This is a genomic window from Streptomyces sp. NPDC093018 (genome assembly GCF_040684035.1).
Classification (GTDB): domain Bacteria; phylum Actinomycetota; class Actinomycetes; order Streptomycetales; family Streptomycetaceae; genus Streptomyces; species Streptomyces murinus.
Map to the genome: position 1 here is coordinate 75015 of NZ_JBFBFF010000024.1, position 16832 is coordinate 91846.

Here is a 16832-nt window from a genome sequence, read left to right on the forward strand (position 1 = left end):
CACGGCCCGGAGTTTCCGGTCCGTTCCGACGCTATGCCGACAGGTGAGATGAGCGGGGGGTATTCGGCCATTTCCGACACGACCATGGGATGTGACGCTGCTCTCGGCACCGTCGTGTTCCGGGCCGGCCTCGGCGTCCTGGGGGCTGCGGCGCCCCCGTCCCGCCCGCGCGGACCAGCGACTGCCGCCCGGTCACGGAGGTCCTCCGTGCAACCCGGGCGCAGGGCGGGAGCCTGATCGCTCCCGCGAGCTATCGCGCTGATCACGCCACAAGGCTATCGCCCCTCACCCCGGAACCGTCATGAGCCGTATGTGTACAAAACAGGGGGTCAAACTTTGACGTTCTGCACAGCATCGGAGGCCGCCCGGGTGGCGTAACCGGATTCGGCCAGGTGAGAGGCGGGGTGGGGTAGCGGCCCCGCCTCTTCCGCCGCACCCTGGGAGCTACGACCCCGGGGGACCGGCCGAGGGGTCCGTCCCCGTCCGTCCCCGTCTGTCCCGAGGAGCGCCGACATGCCCGCGAAGATCCTCATCGTCACCGGCGACGCCGCGGAGTCCCTGGAGGTCATGTACCCCTACCAGCGGCTGCGCGAGGAGGGCTACGACGTCGACATCGCGGCCCCCTCCCGCAAGACGCTGCGTTTCGTGGTGCACGACTTCGAGCCCGGCTACGACACGTACACCGAGAAGCCCGGGTACACCTGGCCGGCCGATCTCTCCTTCGCCGAGGTGGACCCCGGCGCGTACGCCGCCCTGGTCATCCCCGGCGGCCGGGCCCCCGAGTACCTGCGCAACGACCCCGAACTGCGCAAGATCCTCAAGGCCTTCTTCGACGCGGACAAGCCGGTCGCCCAGATCTGCCACGGCCCGCTGCTCACCGCCGCGATCGACACCCTGCGCGGCCGCCGCGTCACGGCCTATCCGGCCCTGGAACCCGACATGCAGGCGGCGGGCGCGAGCTTCCAGGACACGGAGACGGTGACGGACGGCACCCTGGTGTCCGCACGGGCCTGGCCGGACCACCCGTCCTGGATGCGGGAGTTCATCAAGGTGCTGCGGGCGAAGGCGCCGGTGAACTGAGACCCGCGAGGGCTCCTCACAGGGCTGTTCGCCGCGTGGCCTCGCACGGCTGTTCGCGGGACCTCACACGGCTATTCGCTGCGCGACCTCCACCGCCTCGGCCAGCGTGTCCACCACCGGGACGCCGACCTCCTCCAGGCTGGCCCTGCTGTGCGACCCTCCGGTGTACAGCACCGCCCCGGCCCCCACATGCCGCGCCGCGACCGCGTCGTCCGCCGCGTCCCCGATCACCACGGTCCGCCCCGGCTCCACAGCGCCCGTGAGCCGCGACAGATGCCGCACCATGTGCTCCGCCTTGCTCCCGCCGGACGGCCCCGTCCGCCCGTCGACGCGCACGAACTGCTCCTCGATCCCGAACCCCCGCACGAGCGGCACCAGTTCCGCGTGTCCGTACATGCTCAGCAGCGACTGGCTGTGCCCCGCCGTCCGCCAGCCGCTGAGCAGCTCCGCCGCCCCGTCGGTCAGCGCGCACCGCGCCCGCCGCTCCGTGTACCGCTGATGGAATATCCCGTCCATCAGCTCCCACTCGGCCTGGCTCGGCAGCCGCCCCATCAGCCGCTCGTAGAACTTCGGCACCGGCACGCAGTACAGCGCGCGGTACTGCTCCAGCGTGATCGGCGCCAGGCCCAGCTCCGCGAAGGCGGCGTTGGTCGCCTCGATGATCGCCTCGTTGTCATGGAACAGCGTGCCGTTCCAGTCCCAGACGATGTGCGCGCGTGCGTGCTTCCCCATGCCCAAGACCGTACCCGCCCCCACTGACAATCCCGGGGGGCGGCCGATCCTGCCTGGTCAGGCCCGTCCGAGGAGGTTGGGGAGCTCCTGCGTGGCGAACCACAGCAGCTCGTGGTCCTCCGCCTCGTCCACGGCGGTCCCCGCGGTCTCGTCCCCGCCGTCCGCCGCCGCCAGCGCCCGCGCCGCCGCGGTCACGGCCCGCTCGGCGTCCTCGGCGTCGGCGTGGACCGCCGCCGCCTTGGCGAGCGGGACCGTCACCTTCACGGTCACCTCGCCCGGCTCGGCCCCGCTGTCGGACGCGGCCGTGACCGCGCCGTCGGCCACGTCCACGGCCACCACGATCCGGCGCCGCGGCGCGTCCTCGTCGGCCGCGAGCAGGCGCAGGGAGGCCAGCGCGGCCCGGCCGAGCGCGGCGTACTCGAGCTCCTCGACGTCGTCGGAGCGGTACCAGGCGCGCAGGGCGGGCGTGACGGCGTACCCGGCGAAGGGGCCGGCCCCCAGCTCACCGGTCCTGTGCGCCTCGGCGAGACCGGGGAGGGTCAGGGGGACGTAGACGCGCATGCTCGCCGCTCTTTCCTGGTCGTTCCGGGGGGCTTCAGGATACGTGCGGCTGTCCCCTTTCGAGTCCCTGCCCACACCCCGTAAGTGTCAGCCCCATGCGGCGTACTTCACCCGGTACACCCGCGTGATCTCGGGGCTCAGCCCTCTGTCCATCCCCCCGGAGGGTGAATCCCCTCGCGCCCTCGCCACCACCGCCCGCGTCCTTGCCGCGCGGTCCCCGGCCCCGTACAAGATCCCCACCACCTAGTTACCGCCCGGTATCCCCCGGGCCGTCGAACGGGGACCCCCATGAACAAGGTCATGAGCCGCACCCCTCACCCCCGCCCCCGGCACCGCCCGCCGACCCGCCACGACACCCGCCGCCCCTCCCCGGGCCCCCGCCGCACGTCCACCGACAGCCGTACGGCCGCGGCCACCCGTACGGCACGCCCCCAGCCGCCCCGTACGGCCCCTCAGGAGCCCGCCCGGCCCACTCGCCCCACGGACCTCTTCGCGGACCGTCTGGTGGCCGTCCTCAGCGGTCAGCGCCCGGTCCACTGGATGCTCCGCCACACCGCGGGCCGCGCCTACGACGAGCTGGCCCGTCTCGCCGCCGACGGCCCCCTGCGCACCCGGGGCACCCGCCCGGTCGTGCGCGACATCGGCTACTACGTCGCCGGTGAGGGCGCGCTGGAGGTCTTCGCCCGCATCGCCGCGGGCAGCAGGCTCCGCGCCCTGGCCTTCCGCCTCGAACGGGGCGCGGACCTGCGCTGGCGCTGCACAGCGGTGGAGACGGGCCCGCGGCCTACGCCATAGCCGGGAGGGCGCTCCTGTGCGCCGCCGGGTGCGGCTCCGTCGTGGCCGTTCGCGCCGTTCCCCGCCCCTCTTCGCAAGCGACCGGCGACTTCACAAGCGACCGGCGACGCAAAGGGGGCCGGGCTCCGAAGGAACCCGGCCCCGCTCAGGGAGTGCGCGTCACTTCTTGCGACGCCGCCCGCCCTTCGCCTGCTTGCGCCGCTCCGCCCGCGTCAGCCCGTCCGACTCGGACCGCACCGGCCCGTCGTCCTCCAGGTCGCGCTCGACGATGCCGCCCTCGCCGTCCACCGTCGGCGCGGAGAAGTGCAGATCACGGCGCTGCGGAACATCGAGCCCCTTGGCGCGGATCTCCGGACGGCCCGCACCGGCCTGCGCCGGCACCGCGTCCTCGACACCCTCGCCGACCTGCTCGGCCTCCTCGACCGGCACCTCCTCGACCTGCTGCTCGACCTGGACCTCCAGGTTGAACAGATAGCCGACGGACTCCTCCTTGATGCCCTCCATCATCGCGGTGAACATGTCGAAGCCCTCGCGCTGGTACTCGACCAGCGGGTCCTTCTGCGCCATCGCGCGCAGGCCGATGCCCTCCTGGAGGTAGTCCATCTCGTAGAGGTGCTCGCGCCACTTGCGGTCGAGGACCGACAGCACGACCCGACGCTCCAGCTCACGCATGATCTCGGAGCCGAGCTGGCTCTCACGGGCCTCGTACTGCTGGTAGATGTCCTCCTTGATGGACTCCGAGATGAACTCGGCGGTCAGACCGGCACGGTCACCGGCCGCCTCCTCCAGCTCCTCGACGGTGACCTTCACCGGGTAGAGCTGCTTGAAGGCGCCCCACAGCCGGTCCAGGTCCCAGTCCTCGGGGAAGCCCTCGGCGGTCTCCGCGGCGACGTACGCGTCGATCGTGTCGTCCATGAAGTGCTGGATCTGCTCGTGCAGGTCCTCGCCCTCCAGCACCCGTCGGCGCTCGCCGTAGATGACCTCGCGCTGGCGGTTGAGCACCTCGTCGTACTTCAGGACGTTCTTACGCGTCTCGAAGTTCTGCTGCTCGACCTGCGACTGCGCGGAGGCGATCGCGCGGGTGACCATCTTGTTCTCGATCGGCACGTCGTCCGGCACGTTCGCCATGGACATCACGCGCTCGACCATCTGGGCCTTGAACAGGCGCATCAGGTCGTCGCCGAGGGAGAGGTAGAAGCGGGACTCGCCGGGGTCGCCCTGACGGCCGGAACGACCGCGCAGCTGGTTGTCGATGCGCCGCGACTCGTGCCGCTCGGTGCCCAGCACGTACAGGCCGCCGAGATCCTCGACCTCGTCCTTCTCCGCCTTGACGGCCTGCTCGGCCTTCTCCAGGGCGGCGGGCAGCGCCGCGGCCCACTCCTCGATGTGCTCCTCGGGGTCGAGGCCGCGCTGGCGCAGCTCCGCCTCGGCGAGGTCCTCGGGGTTGCCGCCGAGCTTGATGTCCGTACCGCGGCCGGCCATGTTGGTGGCGACCGTGACGGCGCCCTTGCGGCCGGCCTGGGCGACGATCGACGCCTCACGCTCATGGTGCTTGGCGTTCAGCACCTCGTGCTGGATGCCGCGCTTGCTGAGCTGCTGCGAGAGGTACTCGGACTTCTCGACCGAGGTGGTGCCGACGAGGATCGGCTGGCCCTTCTCGTGCTTCTCGGCGATGTCGTCGACGACCGCCTCGAACTTGGCCACCTCGGTGCGGTAGATCAGGTCCGACTGGTCCATGCGCACCATCGGCTTGTTGGTCGGGATGGGGACCACGCCGAGCTTGTAGATCTGGTGGAACTCGGCGGCCTCGGTCATCGCCGTACCGGTCATGCCGGAGAGCTTGTTGTAGAGGCGGAAGAAGTTCTGGAGGGTGATGGTGGCGAGGGTCTGGTTCTCGTCCTTGATGTCCACCCCTTCCTTCGCCTCGATCGCCTGGTGCATGCCCTCGTTGTAGCGGCGGCCGGCGAGGATACGGCCGGTGTGCTCGTCGACGATCATGACCTCGCCGTCGATGACGACGTAGTCCTTGTCCTTCTTGAACAGTTCCTTCGCCTTGATGGCGTTGTTCAGGTAGCCGACGAGCGGGGTGTTCACCGACTCGTAGAGGTTGTCGATGCCCAGCCAGTCCTCGACCTTGCTGACACCGGGCTCATGGATGGCGACCGTGCGCTTCTTCTCGTCCACGTCGTAGTCGCCGGTTTCCTCGACGCCCTTGAGCGGGTTTCCGGCCTCGCCCTTCTTCAGGCGCAGGACGAGCTTGGCGAAGTCGCCGTACCACTTGGTGGCCTGGTCGGCCGGGCCGGAGATGATCAGCGGCGTACGGGCCTCGTCCACGAGGATGGAGTCGACCTCGTCCACGATGGCGAAGTTGTGGCCGCGCTGCACCAGTTCGTCCTGCGACCACGCCATGTTGTCGCGCAGATAGTCGAAGCCGAACTCGTTGTTGGTGCCGTACGTGATGTCGCAGGCGTACTGCTCGCGGCGCTGGGCCGGCGTCATGTTGGCGAGGATCACGCCGACGTCGAGGCCCAGGAACTTGTGGACGCGACCCATCATCTCGGAGTCGCGCTCGGCCAGGTAGTCGTTGACCGTGACGATGTGGACACCGTCGCCGGACAGCGCGTTCAGGTACGCGGGCAGGGTGCCGACGAGGGTCTTGCCCTCGCCGGTCTTCATCTCGGCCACATAGCCGAGGTGGAGCGCGGCGCCGCCCATCATCTGCACGTCGTAGTGACGCTGGCCGAGGACGCGCTTGGCGGCCTCGCGGACGGTGGCGAACGCCTCGGGGAGCAGGTCGTCCAGGCTCTCACCATCGGCGTACCGCTGCTTGTACTCCTCGGTGAGGGCCCGCAGCTCGGCGTCGGAGAGGTCGACGAAGTCCTCTTCGATGGAGTTGACCTGGTCCGCGATGCGGTGCAGCTTGCGCAGGATCTTGCCTTCGCCTGCACGCATGATCTTCGAGAGGACGGACACGGGGGCTGGTCTCCTTGCCGGTCGGGCCTGGGACGGTCGGGTTTCCATGTGACGTACTGAGCAACGGCCATCGTATGCGAGGACCCCGCCGCGCCGGGAGTGCCTGGTGCTCCGGCCGCTGCTTCACAGGAACAACGGACGGGATATGCGGATAGTGCCGCATCGGCGCAGGGATTTGTGCGAAATGTGATCGCGTGCTCACGGATCGTGGAAATCGATGGCCGTCGCCAGGTGGTACGAGCAGAATCGCCCGATGGAACCCGTCACGCTCACCACCGGCCGTCTTCGTCTGCGCGCCGTCGGACCGGCCGACACCGAGGCCGTGCACGAGGCCGCCCAGGACCCCGACATCCAGCGCTGGACCACGATCCCCTCCCCGTACCTGCCCGAGCACGCGCGCGGCTTCACCCACGAGATGGTCCCGGACGGCTGGGCGCACGGCGCGATGTTCACCTGGGGGATCTTCCTCGCCGGCGGGGAGCTGGCCGGCATGCTCAGCCTGACCATGCGCGCCCCCGCGGCTGCGGAGGTCGGCTTCTGGGCCGCCAAGGAGCACCGCGGCCTCGGCTACGTCACGGAGGCCGTGCTCGCCGCCTGCCGCTGGATCTTCACCGGCCTGGGCGTCGACCGGGTCGAGTGGCGCGCCGAGGTCGGCAACCACGGCTCGCGCGGGGTCGCCGAACGCGCGGGCTTCACCCTGGAGGGCACCCTGCGCTCCGCCATCAACAACAAGGGGGTGCGCCGGGACTGCTGGATCGCCTCCCTGCTGCCCTCGGACCTCGGCCTGCCGTCCACCGCCCCCTATCTGCCGGGGCCGGTTCGGTGAACCGCAGCTCAGGACGGACTGTCAGTGGCGCCCACTATCGTCCGGGGCATGACGACCCTGCCGCGCCCGACCATCACGCTCACCGCGGACGACGCCCGCCGTATCGCCCTGCGGGCCCAGGGCCTGCTGGGCGCGCCCGACCGGCGGGCCGGGGTGCGCGGGGTGCTGCGCCACCTCGGCGCGGTCCAGCTCGACACGATCTCCGTCCTCGCCCGGTCGCACGAACTGGTGCCGTACGCCCGTCTCGGCGCCGTGGGCCGCACCACGGTGGAGGACGCCTACTGGAAGGACACGCACGCCTTCGAGTACTGGTCGCACGCCGCCTGTCTGCTGCCCGCCGAGGAGTGGCCGCACTTCGCCTTCCGCCGCCGCGCCTACCGCAACCGCCCGCACTGGAACCACGAACTCCCGGACGGGGTCTATGAGCAGGTCGTCAAGCAGCTGCGCACCGAGGGCCCGCTGACGGCGACCGAACTGGGCGGCGCGAAGCGCACCAGCGAGTGGTGGGACTGGTCGGGCACCAAGGTCGCGGTCGAACGGGCGCTGATGTACGGCGAGGTGGTGTGCGTCGAACGCCGCGGCTGGAAGCGGGTGTACGACCTCGCCGAGCGCGCCGTCCCCACCGCGCTGCTGCATGACGAGCTGGACGACGCCGAGTGCCTGCGCCGCCTGGTCCGGCTGGCCGGCGAGTCCCTGGGCGTGGGCACCCGCTCGGACATCGCCGACTATCACCGGCTGAAGGGCGAGCAGGTGGACGCGGTGCTCGCGGACTCGGGTCTGGTGCCGGTCGAGGTGGCGGGCTGGGGCAAGCCGGCCTGGGCGGATCCGGCGGCTCTCGCGACCCCACCGCGCGGCCGCCACCGCACCACCCTGCTCTCGCCGTTCGACTCGCTGATCTGGGAACGGGCGCGCACGGAACGGATCTTCGGCTTCACCCACCGCCTGGAGGCGTACACCCCCAAGCCCAAGCGGGTGTACGGCTACTTCGCCATGCCGGTGCTCGCGGGCGGCCGCCTCGTCGGGCGTGTCGACCCGGCCCGGGAGGGCCGCACCCTGGTGGCCCGGCAGGTCACCCTGGACGGATCCAGGGCGGTCCCCGCGGTCGCCCAGGCATTGCTGGAAGCCGCCACCTGGGTGAACTGCACGAACATCCGGGTGGAGCGCGTGGACGACCCCGCGCTGCGCGGACCGCTCACCGCGGAACTCGCCCGCGCCCTCGGCTGAGGGGCGGGGCAGGGCGGCTAGCGGATCTCCAGGATCTTCTCCCGCATCGCATAGACCACGGCTTCCATCCGGGAGTGCAGCTGGAGTTTCTCCAGGATGTTGCGGACGTGGTTCTTCACGGTGTTCTCGGAGATGAACAACTCCTTGGCGATGTCCCGGTTGTTCATGCCCGTGGCGACGAGTTTGAGGACTTCCAGTTCGCGGTCGGTCAGCCGGGGCGCGGGCACCAGCCGGCGCTCGTCGGTGCGCTGGATCATCGACTTGAACTCGGTGAGGAGTTTCGACGCCATGGACGGGCTGATCTGCGACTGCCCGTCGGCGACCGCGCGAATGGCGGTGGCCACCTCGTCGGTGGAGATCTCCTTGAGCAGATATCCGGTGGCGCCCGCCTTGATCGCGTCGTAGAGGTCGGCCTCCTCGTCGCTGATCGTCAGCATGATGATCTTCGCGCTGGGGGCGACCTCCTTGATGGAGGTGCACGCCTCGATCCCCCCGCGCCGGGGCATCCGGACGTCCATCAGCACGATGTCCGGCAGCAGATCGGCGGCCTTGTCCACGGCCTCGGCGCCGTCGCCCGCCTCGCCGACGACCTGGATGTCCTCCTCGGCCGCGAGCACGATCTCCAGGCCGCGTCTGAAGAGCGCGTGGTCGTCCACCACCAGGACTCTGATCGGTTCATCCCGCGAAGAGCCCCCGTCAAGGCACCTGCCGAGTACACCGTCGTCGGTGTCGTCGGCCTCCTCGCTCCGCATCGGTCCGAAGGTGTCCGCCATCGTTCCTCCCCCTGAAGGCTGTGGCCTGTGTGGTCCCGTGCCATCGCCAACCCAAGGCAGCGGCCCACCGGTTGGGCCCTTGCGGCCATGATTTCATGCCGGAACGACACCGAGGCGCCGTGCGCGGCGCGAAGTGGTCGCACACTGGTGCCCCGGGGGCGCACGCGCGCTCCAGGGGCACCGGTCGGGCTTCGATCCCGGGCGGTCAGCCGCCCAGCGTGCCCCCTGCCGCTGGGGGCTGCGCCTCGGCGACCATCGGGTCCGTGCTGAGGTGGATCACGCCGTAGTCGTAGGCGTGGCGCCGGTAGACGACGCTCGGCTCCTTCGTCTCGGAGTCGACGAACAAGTAGAAGTCATGGCCGACCAGTTCCATCTCGTAGAGGGCCTGGTCCAGGCTCATCGGGGAGGCGACGTGGGTCTTCTCGCGGACCACGAGGGGGCCTTCGCCCTTGACCTCGAGCGAGCCGATCTTCGTGGTCGGCACTCCGTCCGTCTCGTCCTCCGCCACCGGGACGCCGTTTCCGTTCAGCGTCGCCGCGCCCGGGACGTGGTCGGGGACCTCCGCCGCCGAGATCCGCCGTGCGCCGCGGCGCGAGAACCGCTTGTCGTGCTGCTTGCGCAGTCGCGCGTCCAGCTTTTCCGCCGCCATGTCGAGTGCCGCGTACGGGTCGCTGGCCGCTGCCTCCGCCCGGATCACCGGGCCCCGGGAGCGGAGCGTGATCTCCACCCGGTCGCAGCGGTCGGCCTGTCGAGGGTTGGGCTCCTTGGACACCTCGACGTCGAGGCTGATCACCTTGCCGTCGAGCTTCTGGATCTTCTCCAGCTTCAGCTTCTCGGCCACGTGCTTGCGGAACCGCTCGGGCACCTCGGTCTTGCGGCCTTTGACGACGATGTCCACGCAGAACTCCGTTCCCGGATCGCTCCGCTGCTTCGGCGGAGCATCTCCCTTTTGCACCAGGTCCGGTGAGCACCGGACCTCGGACTCGGTGACGTCCACCTCCTCCTCCCCCAAGGGCGGGATCTCCACCCACCGGCGCGGGTGATTGCGCAAAACCCGCAGCACGGCATTCGGATATGAGAGGTGTGGCCTGCGCCTCTTTCCTCACAACCGAACATATCTCGCCCGGACGGATGTCGTCACCCTCTACTGCGGCGTACCTCCGTTCAGGTGAATAAACCCTCTCACTACCTGCAACGATGCAGGTCGGCGGTCAGTTCCTGTTTATTTCGAAAGAATCCGCAGGAGCGGCGATCACGGCCGCGCGCAGCGGCGGTCCGAGGGCGTTCGCCACGGTCTTTTTCGCTGCACCATGCACCCACTTCCCCTTCTCCCACTTCGCCTTCTCCGGTCCTCCGGTACTTCGTTCCTCCCTTCCTTCCCGAGTTGCGTTCTTGTACACAGCTCTTGACTCGCCGATTCGCAGGGCCCGTGCCGCCTCCGCCAGACTGGCTCCGGTGGTGACGAGGTCGTCGACGAGCACGACCCGGCCCCCGGCGAGCAGCCGGTCCCCGCCCGCCGTCATCTCCAGCGCGCCCGCCATGTTCGCCAGTCGTCGCCGCGCGTCCAGCCCCGCCTGGTCCGCCACGGGCCCGCGCTGGCGCAGCACCGCCGCCACCCGGGCCGGTGTCCCGGCGCGCCGCAGCTCCCCGGCCGCCGCGAGCGCCATCCGCCGTACCGGATCGTGCCCCCGCGCCCGCACGGCCCATCGCGCGGAGGGCACCGGCACGAGCACGACGGTCCCCGAAGCCCCGGTCCCGGCCGACGCGTCGAGGCCCGCCCGCACGGTCCCCGCCAAGGCCGTACCCAGCGCTCCGGTGAGCGTCAGCGCGCCCCGCTCCTTGTGCGCGAGAAGCAGCGCGCGCACCGCCTCCGCGTACGGCGCCGACGCGTACACCGCGGGAAGTCCCGGCGGCTCCGGCCGCGGCCGCACCCGCCGGGGCGCGCTCCCGGCCAGCGCGGTCCGGCAGCGCGCGCAGAGCGGCGTACGAGGTGCTCCACAGCCCGCGCAGTCGGTCGGCAGCACCAGGTCGGTGAGGTCCCGCCACCACCCCCGCATGACCACCACTGTGCCAAGGCCGGAGCCGGCCCACCACCCCTGTGGACAACGGCCTGTGGACAACTCGCACGGGCCGTTGCCGGGCTGGGGCCGGGGTCCTTCGGCCAGGCTCTTTCGACCAGCGCTGTCGGCCCTGCGGGTCTTGTCGGCCCTGTCGGCCCGGATAGATCGGCCCGGTCAGCCCGGATAGACCGGTGCCGTCCCGTCCTTGTCGACCTTCTGCCACTGCGCCCCGGTCGGCAGCCGAACGATCCCGTCGTCCGAGTAGGCCACCAGCGGCACCCGGTCGTCCTCGGAGGCGGCGATCGCCTTCACTCCGGGCAGCGTGCCGGGCGCCGGGCCGTCGAGGGTGGCGCCGTCGACCTGGACGTAGCGCATCTGCTGCACCCCGCCCTGCTCCTGGCCGACCACCAGCAGCTGGCTGTCACCGGCCCAGGTCATGGCGCTGACCTGCTCCAAGTCGGGTGCGGCAGGACGGAGTTCGACCACCGAGGGCGCCTCCCCGGTCCGGTCCTCGCGCTCGATCCGGCCGATCTGCAGGGACTGCTTGCCGTCCTTCTCCACGACCAGCGCGATCCGCACGCCGTCGGCGGCCACCCGGACGTCCTTGATCCGGCCGGGCAGGGACGGGACGGTGACCTTCTCCGCCTTGGCGACGCCGTGCTCCACGACGTACAGACCCGTGGCCTGCGGGTCGCGGTCGGCCACCCACAGGTCGCCGCGCGCGTCCCAGCTGGGTGTGGTCAGCCGGTCGGCGGGCGTCGGGCCCTTGCTGGTGACCAGCGCGTTGCCGAGCGAGCCGTCCGAGGTCAGCGATGTCACGCGCAGCGTCGCGCCGTAGTCGTCGACCGCGGCCGCGCTGCGCTCGTCCCGCGACACGGCCACCGACTGGAGCGTCTTGTCGCCCTCGCCGAGCGCGCCCGGCACCTGCACCGACTCGGTGCCGGTGCTCCCGGTCGGCATCTGCACCAGCCGGTGCTTGCCGTCGACGTAGTACAGGTATTCGGGCCGCTTGGACGAGCCGTGCCAGGCGGCGGACTCGGCGCGCTGCTCGGTCAGATCGCACAACCGGTGGCCGCCGGTGCCCTGCAACTCGACGGATTCCAGGGTCGGCGCCAGGTTCCGCAGCGTGAACAGCAGCTGGGTGGCCATCTCGGTGCACTTGGACGCCGAGACGCGCGACGCCTTGAGGTTCAGGGGCACCGTCAGCCGGTTCTGGTCGTCCGGCGCCAGCCCGGACACGCCCTTCTGGAGGGCCGTACCGGTCGGGAAGCTGGAGCGCACCACCGGACGGAGCCAGCGGGACGGCCGGCCCAGCACCGAGCGGACCATCTGCGTCATCGCGTCGACCTTGCTGCGCACGAACACCGGATCGGCGACCGCCACCGGCTCCCCGGCCGACCCGACCGACGTGCCGGAGGCGAAGTAGTACTTGTCGACGGACGTGTAGTTGCGCTGGAAGTCCGACTTGCCCATGACCACGCCGTCGGGCAGCTCGTCGATGCGCCACTGCCTGGTCTTGCTGTCCCGGGTCAGATGCACCTTCTTGCGATAGGTGCCGGCCGCGGGCTCGTACGCCTGCTCCGCGTCGACCGTGGCCACCTCGGTGCCGCTCAGCACACAGGTGGAGGTGGTGCTGTCGGCCACCTCCCGGCTGCCTTGGCTGCAGTCGGTCTCGATGCTCCGCCCGTTCGCGAGCACCGTGGTCGACCTCTCCGGCCGCCAGGTGCGCGCGGCGTCGTCCGTCAGGTACTTGCGGGCCGTGTCGTACGCCGGGTCGTCGCTGGTCAGCGCCTCCAGGAAGCCCTGCATGATCTCGCCCGGGCTGGCGTCCTCGGAGGGCGGCATGGCGAACACCCGTACCCCGGTGTCCTGTCGGGGCGTGGACTCCACGTCCCGCAGATCACCGCTGTCGGGCATGGATGCGCACCCGGCCAGCAGAACGACCCCCAAGGCGGTGTACGCCGCCGCGCGCCACGACTTCCGCCGGGCGCCCCCCTCGCGGTCAGCGCCCACGAAATGCCTCCCCTGGCTCGGTCGAATCCTCCGGCCGCGCCGTCCCCCGCCGCTCGGATTCTGGTCGTACGGCCCCGGTGTCCGCCCCCGGATCCGCCGCGGGCCGCTCCTCCGGCCGCCGTACCGGCCCCGTGGGCCGGGGCACCACGCGCGCGCCGTTGCCGTTGCCCGGCAGCGCGGTCGGGTCGGCGGTGGGCGCGACGGGGGCGCGCGGGGGCAGTGCGGACGCGCGGCCGCCGCTCTGCTGCGCCGGAACGGTCGCCCGCTTCTCCGTGCGCGGCGTCCCGGAGTCGTCGGGGCGGCGCCTGCGACGCGCGTCCTTGGGCTCCAGCGGTATCGGCGAGCCCCGCAGCGGCTCGTCCGCGGTCCTGGGCAGCGTCAGCCGGAACTGCGAACCGCCGCCGGGCTCGCCCCAGGCCTGGAGCCAGCCGCCGTGCAGCCGCGCGTCCTCCAGGGCGATCGACAGCCCGAGGCCGGTGCCGCCGGTGGTGCGGGCGCGGGCCGGGTCGGCCCGCCAGAAGCGGCTGAACACGCGGGTCGCCTCGCCCGGCTTGAGCCCGACGCCGTAGTCGCGCACCGCGACGGCGACCGCGCCGCCTGCGGAGGCCAGCTTGACGATGACGTCCTTGCCCTCGCCGTGCTCGACGGCGTTGACGACGAGATTGCGCAGCACCCGCTCCACCCGCCGGGCATCTGCCTCGGCGACCACGGGCTGGAGGTCGCCGACCACCCGTATCCGGGTGCCCTTGCGCTCGGCGAGCGGCTCGGCGCCGCCGACCACGCGCCGTACGACCTCCCTGAGGTCGATCGGTTCGGCCTCCAGGGCCGCCGCGCCCGCGTCGAAGCGGCTGATCTCCAGCAGGTCCGCGAGCAGCGACTCGAAGCGGTCCAGCTGGTCGGCGAGCAGCTCGGCGGAGCGCGCGGTCACCGGGTCGAAGTCCTGGCGGGCCTCATGGATGACATCGGCGGCCATCCGGACCGTCGTCAGCGGGGTGCGCAGCTCGTGCGAGACGTCCGAGACGAACCGGCGCTGCATCCGCGACAGGTCCTCCAGCTGCTGGATCTTGCCCTGGAGGTTCTGCGCCATCTTGTTGAACGCCTCGCCCAACCGGGCGATGTCGTCCTCGCCGGTGACCTTCATGCGCTCCTGGAGCTGACCGGCGGACAGCCGCTCGGCGATCCCGGCCGCCATCCGCACCGGCGTGACGACTTGCCGCACCACCAGCCAGGCGATGGCGCCCAGCAGGACGACGACGAACAGCCCGGCGGTCGCCAGGGTGCCCTTGACCAGGCTGAGGGACTTCTCCTCCTGCGTGAGCGGGAAGAGGTAGTACAGCTCGTACGGCCGCCCGTTCGGGTCGTTGACCTGCTTGCCGATGACCAGCGCGGGCTGCGCGTCCTTGCCGTTGGAGTAGATGATCCGGGTGTAGCTCTGGGCGGCCGTCGTGCCGTTGTTCACCCGGTGGCGCAGGTCGGAGGGGACGCTGGAGGTCGGGTTGACGTTGCCGGAGCCGCGCGGGCTGCGGCCGCCGCCGCTGTCGTCGCCGACGGGCAGCGTCACCACGTCGAAGGCGCCCGCGCCGCCGCTGGACAGCGACTCCACGAGGTCACTCATCCACTGGATGACGTTCTGCGTGGGCCGGCCGTCCGCGCCCGCGGTGCCGTCCGTGCTGCCATCAGCGGTACCGGTACCCGTGCCGTTGGTGCCCGCCGCCTCGTCGGCACGCTGCTTGGCCACCGCGAAACCGCCCGTGGCCTGGCTCTGCGAGGCGCGCACCTTCGCGTCCAGCAGGCCGTTGCGCACCTGCCCGATCACGACGAAGCCGAGCAGCAGGACGACGCCCAGCGACATCAGCAGCGTGGTGGCGACGACCCTGAGCTGGATGTTGCGCCGCCACAGCCGCATCACCGGCAGCAGCGGACGGCGCACCCAGCGCAGGAAGAGCCGCAGGACCGGGCTGCCCTGCACCCCGCCCTGAAGCAGTCCGCCCTCGAAGAGGCGCCTCAAGCGAGTACCCGCCGCCGTCCGGCCGACAGGCCGCTTCGGACGGTCCCCGGGCATGCCGGACCCCGAAGCGACACTGTCCCCGGACATGTCAGCTCGGTCCCGCCTTGTAACCGACACCACGGACGGTCACCACGATCTCCGGCCGCTCCGGGTCCTTCTCGACCTTGGAGCGCAGCCGCTGGACATGCACGTTGACCAGGCGGGTGTCGGCGGCATGGCGGTAGCCCCACACCTGTTCCAGCAGCACCTCACGGGTGAAGACCTGCCAGGGCTTGCGGGCGAGCGCGACCAGCAGGTCGAACTCCAGCGGGGTCAGCGCGATCGACTGCCCGTCCCGCTTCACCGAGTGCCCGGCCACATCGATGACCAGGTCACCGATGGTCAGCTGCTCGGGCGCCGGCTCCTCGGAGCGCCGCAGCCGCGCCCGGATCCGCGCCACCAGTTCCTTCGGCTTGAACGGCTTGACGATGTAGTCGTCCGCGCCCGATTCCAGGCCGACCACGACATCCACGGTGTCGCTCTTGGCCGTGAGCATCACGATCGGCACGCCGGACTCGGCGCGGATCAGCCGGCACACCTCGATGCCGTCCCGTCCGGGCAGCATCAGGTCCAGCAGCACCAGATCGGGCTTGCTCTCACGGAACGCGGCCAGCGCCTTGTCGCCGTCGGCTACGAAAGACGGCTCAAAACCTTCACCACGCAGCACGATGCCGAGCATCTCGGCCAGTGCGGTGTCGTCGTCGACGACAAGGACTCGTCCCTTCATAAACGACATCATCCCATTCTCGTAACGACGGCAGAGGCGCAGGTGAGCAGGCTCACTGGCCTGTGACGATAGTCGTACGGGACCGTCACTGTCTGCCTCTGTCCGCCGGCGTTGATGTCAGCCGCAGATGTCAGGCTGTCGCCGCAGTCAGTGCCGGGGCCGCGGCGCTGCCCATCGTTCGGGCTACGTCGGGTCTGAGACGATGAGCTTGGCGGGCATTTGTTGGCCGCCCGGAGCCGCCCTCGTCCGGCTCCGTTTGCCCCTGTTAGTGTCGGCTGTTGGTGTCAGACGGCAACGGCCAGGGCCGCCAGCTCTCAGCTCGTACCCTTGCGTAGCCCTCGGAGGTAGCCCCGCATCTGGCGCCGCACGGTGCTTCGTCTCTGAGGATCTCTGAGGAGTACTTGACGCTTGACTCCGTCTTCTTCCTCCCGAAGCCAAGCAACACACTCGGCTGCGGCTTCAAGGGGCTTCAGCCCGTCCTCCTCCCGATCCAGGCACCACTCTTCAACGAGGTCAGCCTCGTCGTAGACCCCTCCGTTGGCATTCTGGAACTCGAAGGTCGGTACCACGACACGACTGAAGTGGTGGACCCGGCGCTGTAGGAGCAAGTTAAGCCCGAAGTCACTGAGGCATGCCTGCCGAGTGCCGGCCTCAAGCTGCTCTGGCGAGACGTGATAGCACGCGTCGAAGAAGGCGGCGCTCGGCTGCTTCGGCCCCTCCGCTCCGGGGAACGGAGAGGGCAGGAAGAAGCGGTTGTAGAACCCCTCCCACTTGCCCGGTTGCCGGTGGCGGACCTCGGCAACGGTCAAACGAGGCATCAGGTTCACGCCGTCGGTACGCAACGAGCAGGGGTGGTCTAGAACCATGACCGTCTTGTGCCGCTTGGTGCCGTCCGTGTCTATGAGCTGAACGCCATCAAACACGTCGCCGGTCAGTATCGGGCGTTCGGCTGCAACGTCGTCGCCGCAGGCCCGATACAGGTCTTCCGGGTCTGCCGGCTTCTCCATCTGATGGGTCACTC

General features: G+C 70.6%; 14 protein-coding genes. 4 read left to right on the forward strand and 10 right to left on the reverse strand.

From position 1 onward, the window contains the following. Positions 1–513 precede the first annotated feature (513 nt). On the forward strand, positions 514–1080 hold the full coding sequence (locus tag AB0N90_RS34830; RefSeq protein ID WP_361668819.1) for a DJ-1/PfpI family protein: 567 nt from the start codon (positions 514–516) through the stop codon (positions 1078–1080). Positions 1081–1143: 63 nt separating this feature from the next. Here the strand turns inward: AB0N90_RS34830 and AB0N90_RS34835 are convergent, their stop codons facing one another. Both AB0N90_RS34835 and AB0N90_RS34840 read right to left on the reverse strand, forming a co-directional pair. Continuing rightward, positions 1144–1812, reverse strand: a complete 669-nt coding sequence (locus AB0N90_RS34835) for an HAD family hydrolase (protein WP_365203206.1) — start codon at positions 1810–1812, stop codon at positions 1144–1146. Positions 1813–1869: 57 nt separating this feature from the next. Further along, positions 1870–2373, reverse strand: coding sequence for a hypothetical protein (locus AB0N90_RS34840; RefSeq protein WP_361668824.1), 504 nt, complete (start codon positions 2371–2373; stop codon positions 1870–1872). Between the two features lie 288 nt (positions 2374–2661). Between AB0N90_RS34840 and AB0N90_RS34845 the strand changes: the two genes are divergently transcribed. Continuing rightward, entirely contained in the window at positions 2662–3168 is a 507-nt protein-coding gene (locus tag AB0N90_RS34845; protein ID WP_365203208.1) for an Rv3235 family protein, read from the forward strand. A 159-nt stretch (positions 3169–3327) separates the two neighbouring features. On the opposite strand, the gene secA is transcribed toward AB0N90_RS34845, so the two are convergent. Beyond that, entirely contained in the window at positions 3328–6141 is a 2814-nt protein-coding gene (secA, locus tag AB0N90_RS34850) for a preprotein translocase subunit SecA (protein ID WP_365203210.1), read from the reverse strand. 253 nt (positions 6142–6394) lie between these two features. On the opposite strand from secA, the gene AB0N90_RS34855 reads away from it, so the two are divergent. Continuing rightward, entirely contained in the window at positions 6395–6967 is a 573-nt protein-coding gene (locus AB0N90_RS34855; protein ID WP_361668830.1) for a GNAT family N-acetyltransferase, read from the forward strand. Between the two features lie 48 nt (positions 6968–7015). Further along, entirely contained in the window at positions 7016–8191 is a 1176-nt protein-coding gene (locus AB0N90_RS34860; RefSeq protein ID WP_365203212.1) for a crosslink repair DNA glycosylase YcaQ family protein, read from the forward strand. 17 nt (positions 8192–8208) lie between these two features. Here the strand turns inward: AB0N90_RS34860 and AB0N90_RS34865 are convergent, their stop codons facing one another. The 7 genes from AB0N90_RS34865 to AB0N90_RS34895 form a co-directional block, all read right to left on the reverse strand. After that, the gene (locus AB0N90_RS34865; RefSeq protein ID WP_037661626.1) at positions 8209–8964 is read right to left on the reverse strand and encodes a response regulator transcription factor; all 756 of its coding nucleotides are present in this window, start codon (positions 8962–8964) and stop codon (positions 8209–8211) included. A 205-nt stretch (positions 8965–9169) separates the two neighbouring features. Next, positions 9170–9862 carry a ribosome-associated translation inhibitor RaiA gene (gene raiA, locus AB0N90_RS34870; RefSeq protein ID WP_107430054.1) on the reverse strand — a complete coding sequence of 231 codons (693 nt, stop codon included), beginning with the start codon at positions 9860–9862 and terminating at the stop codon, positions 9170–9172. Positions 9863–10175: 313 nt separating this feature from the next. After that, positions 10176–11021, reverse strand: a complete 846-nt coding sequence (locus AB0N90_RS34875) for a ComF family protein (protein WP_365203214.1) — start codon at positions 11019–11021, stop codon at positions 10176–10178. A 177-nt stretch (positions 11022–11198) separates the two neighbouring features. Next, positions 11199–12941: an LpqB family beta-propeller domain-containing protein gene (locus AB0N90_RS34880; RefSeq protein ID WP_361668838.1), complete on the reverse strand. Its 1743-nt coding sequence runs from the start codon at positions 12939–12941 to the stop codon at positions 11199–11201. Positions 12942–13026: 85 nt separating this feature from the next. Next, positions 13027–15132, reverse strand: a complete 2106-nt coding sequence (mtrB, locus tag AB0N90_RS34885; protein WP_365203216.1) for an MtrAB system histidine kinase MtrB — start codon at positions 15130–15132, stop codon at positions 13027–13029. Position 15133: 1 nt separating this feature from the next. Then, a complete protein-coding gene (mtrA, locus tag AB0N90_RS34890; RefSeq protein ID WP_187279108.1) occupies positions 15134–15823 on the reverse strand; it encodes a two-component system response regulator MtrA in 690 nt (229 codons plus the stop codon). Positions 15824–16125: 302 nt separating this feature from the next. After that, complete coding sequence (locus AB0N90_RS34895) at positions 16126–16830, reverse strand: hypothetical protein (RefSeq protein ID WP_365203218.1); 705 nt, start codon at positions 16828–16830, stop codon at positions 16126–16128. Between the last annotated feature and the right edge of the window lie 2 nt (positions 16831–16832).

Bases quoted from the DNA above. Each gene is read 5' to 3' on its own strand.
- AB0N90_RS34830 (WP_361668819.1), top strand. From the start codon at position 514: ATGCCCGCGAAGATCCTCATCGTCACCGGCGACGCCGCGGAGTCCCTG.
- AB0N90_RS34835 (WP_365203206.1), bottom strand. From the start codon at position 1,812: ATGGGGAAGCACGCACGCGCGCACATCGTCTGGGACTGGAACGGCACG.
- AB0N90_RS34840 (WP_361668824.1), bottom strand. From the start codon at position 2,373: ATGCGCGTCTACGTCCCCCTGACCCTCCCCGGTCTCGCCGAGGCGCAC.
- AB0N90_RS34845 (WP_365203208.1), top strand. From the start codon at position 2,662: ATGAACAAGGTCATGAGCCGCACCCCTCACCCCCGCCCCCGGCACCGC.
- AB0N90_RS34855 (WP_361668830.1), top strand. From the start codon at position 6,395: ATGGAACCCGTCACGCTCACCACCGGCCGTCTTCGTCTGCGCGCCGTC.
- AB0N90_RS34860 (WP_365203212.1), top strand. From the start codon at position 7,016: ATGACGACCCTGCCGCGCCCGACCATCACGCTCACCGCGGACGACGCC.
- AB0N90_RS34865 (WP_037661626.1), bottom strand. From the start codon at position 8,964: ATGGCGGACACCTTCGGACCGATGCGGAGCGAGGAGGCCGACGACACC.
- AB0N90_RS34875 (WP_365203214.1), bottom strand. From the start codon at position 11,021: ATGCGGGGGTGGTGGCGGGACCTCACCGACCTGGTGCTGCCGACCGAC.
- AB0N90_RS34880 (WP_361668838.1), bottom strand. From the start codon at position 12,941: ATGCCCGACAGCGGTGATCTGCGGGACGTGGAGTCCACGCCCCGACAG.
- mtrB (WP_365203216.1), bottom strand. From the start codon at position 15,132: ATGTCCGGGGACAGTGTCGCTTCGGGGTCCGGCATGCCCGGGGACCGT.
- mtrA (WP_187279108.1), bottom strand. From the start codon at position 15,823: ATGATGTCGTTTATGAAGGGACGAGTCCTTGTCGTCGACGACGACACC.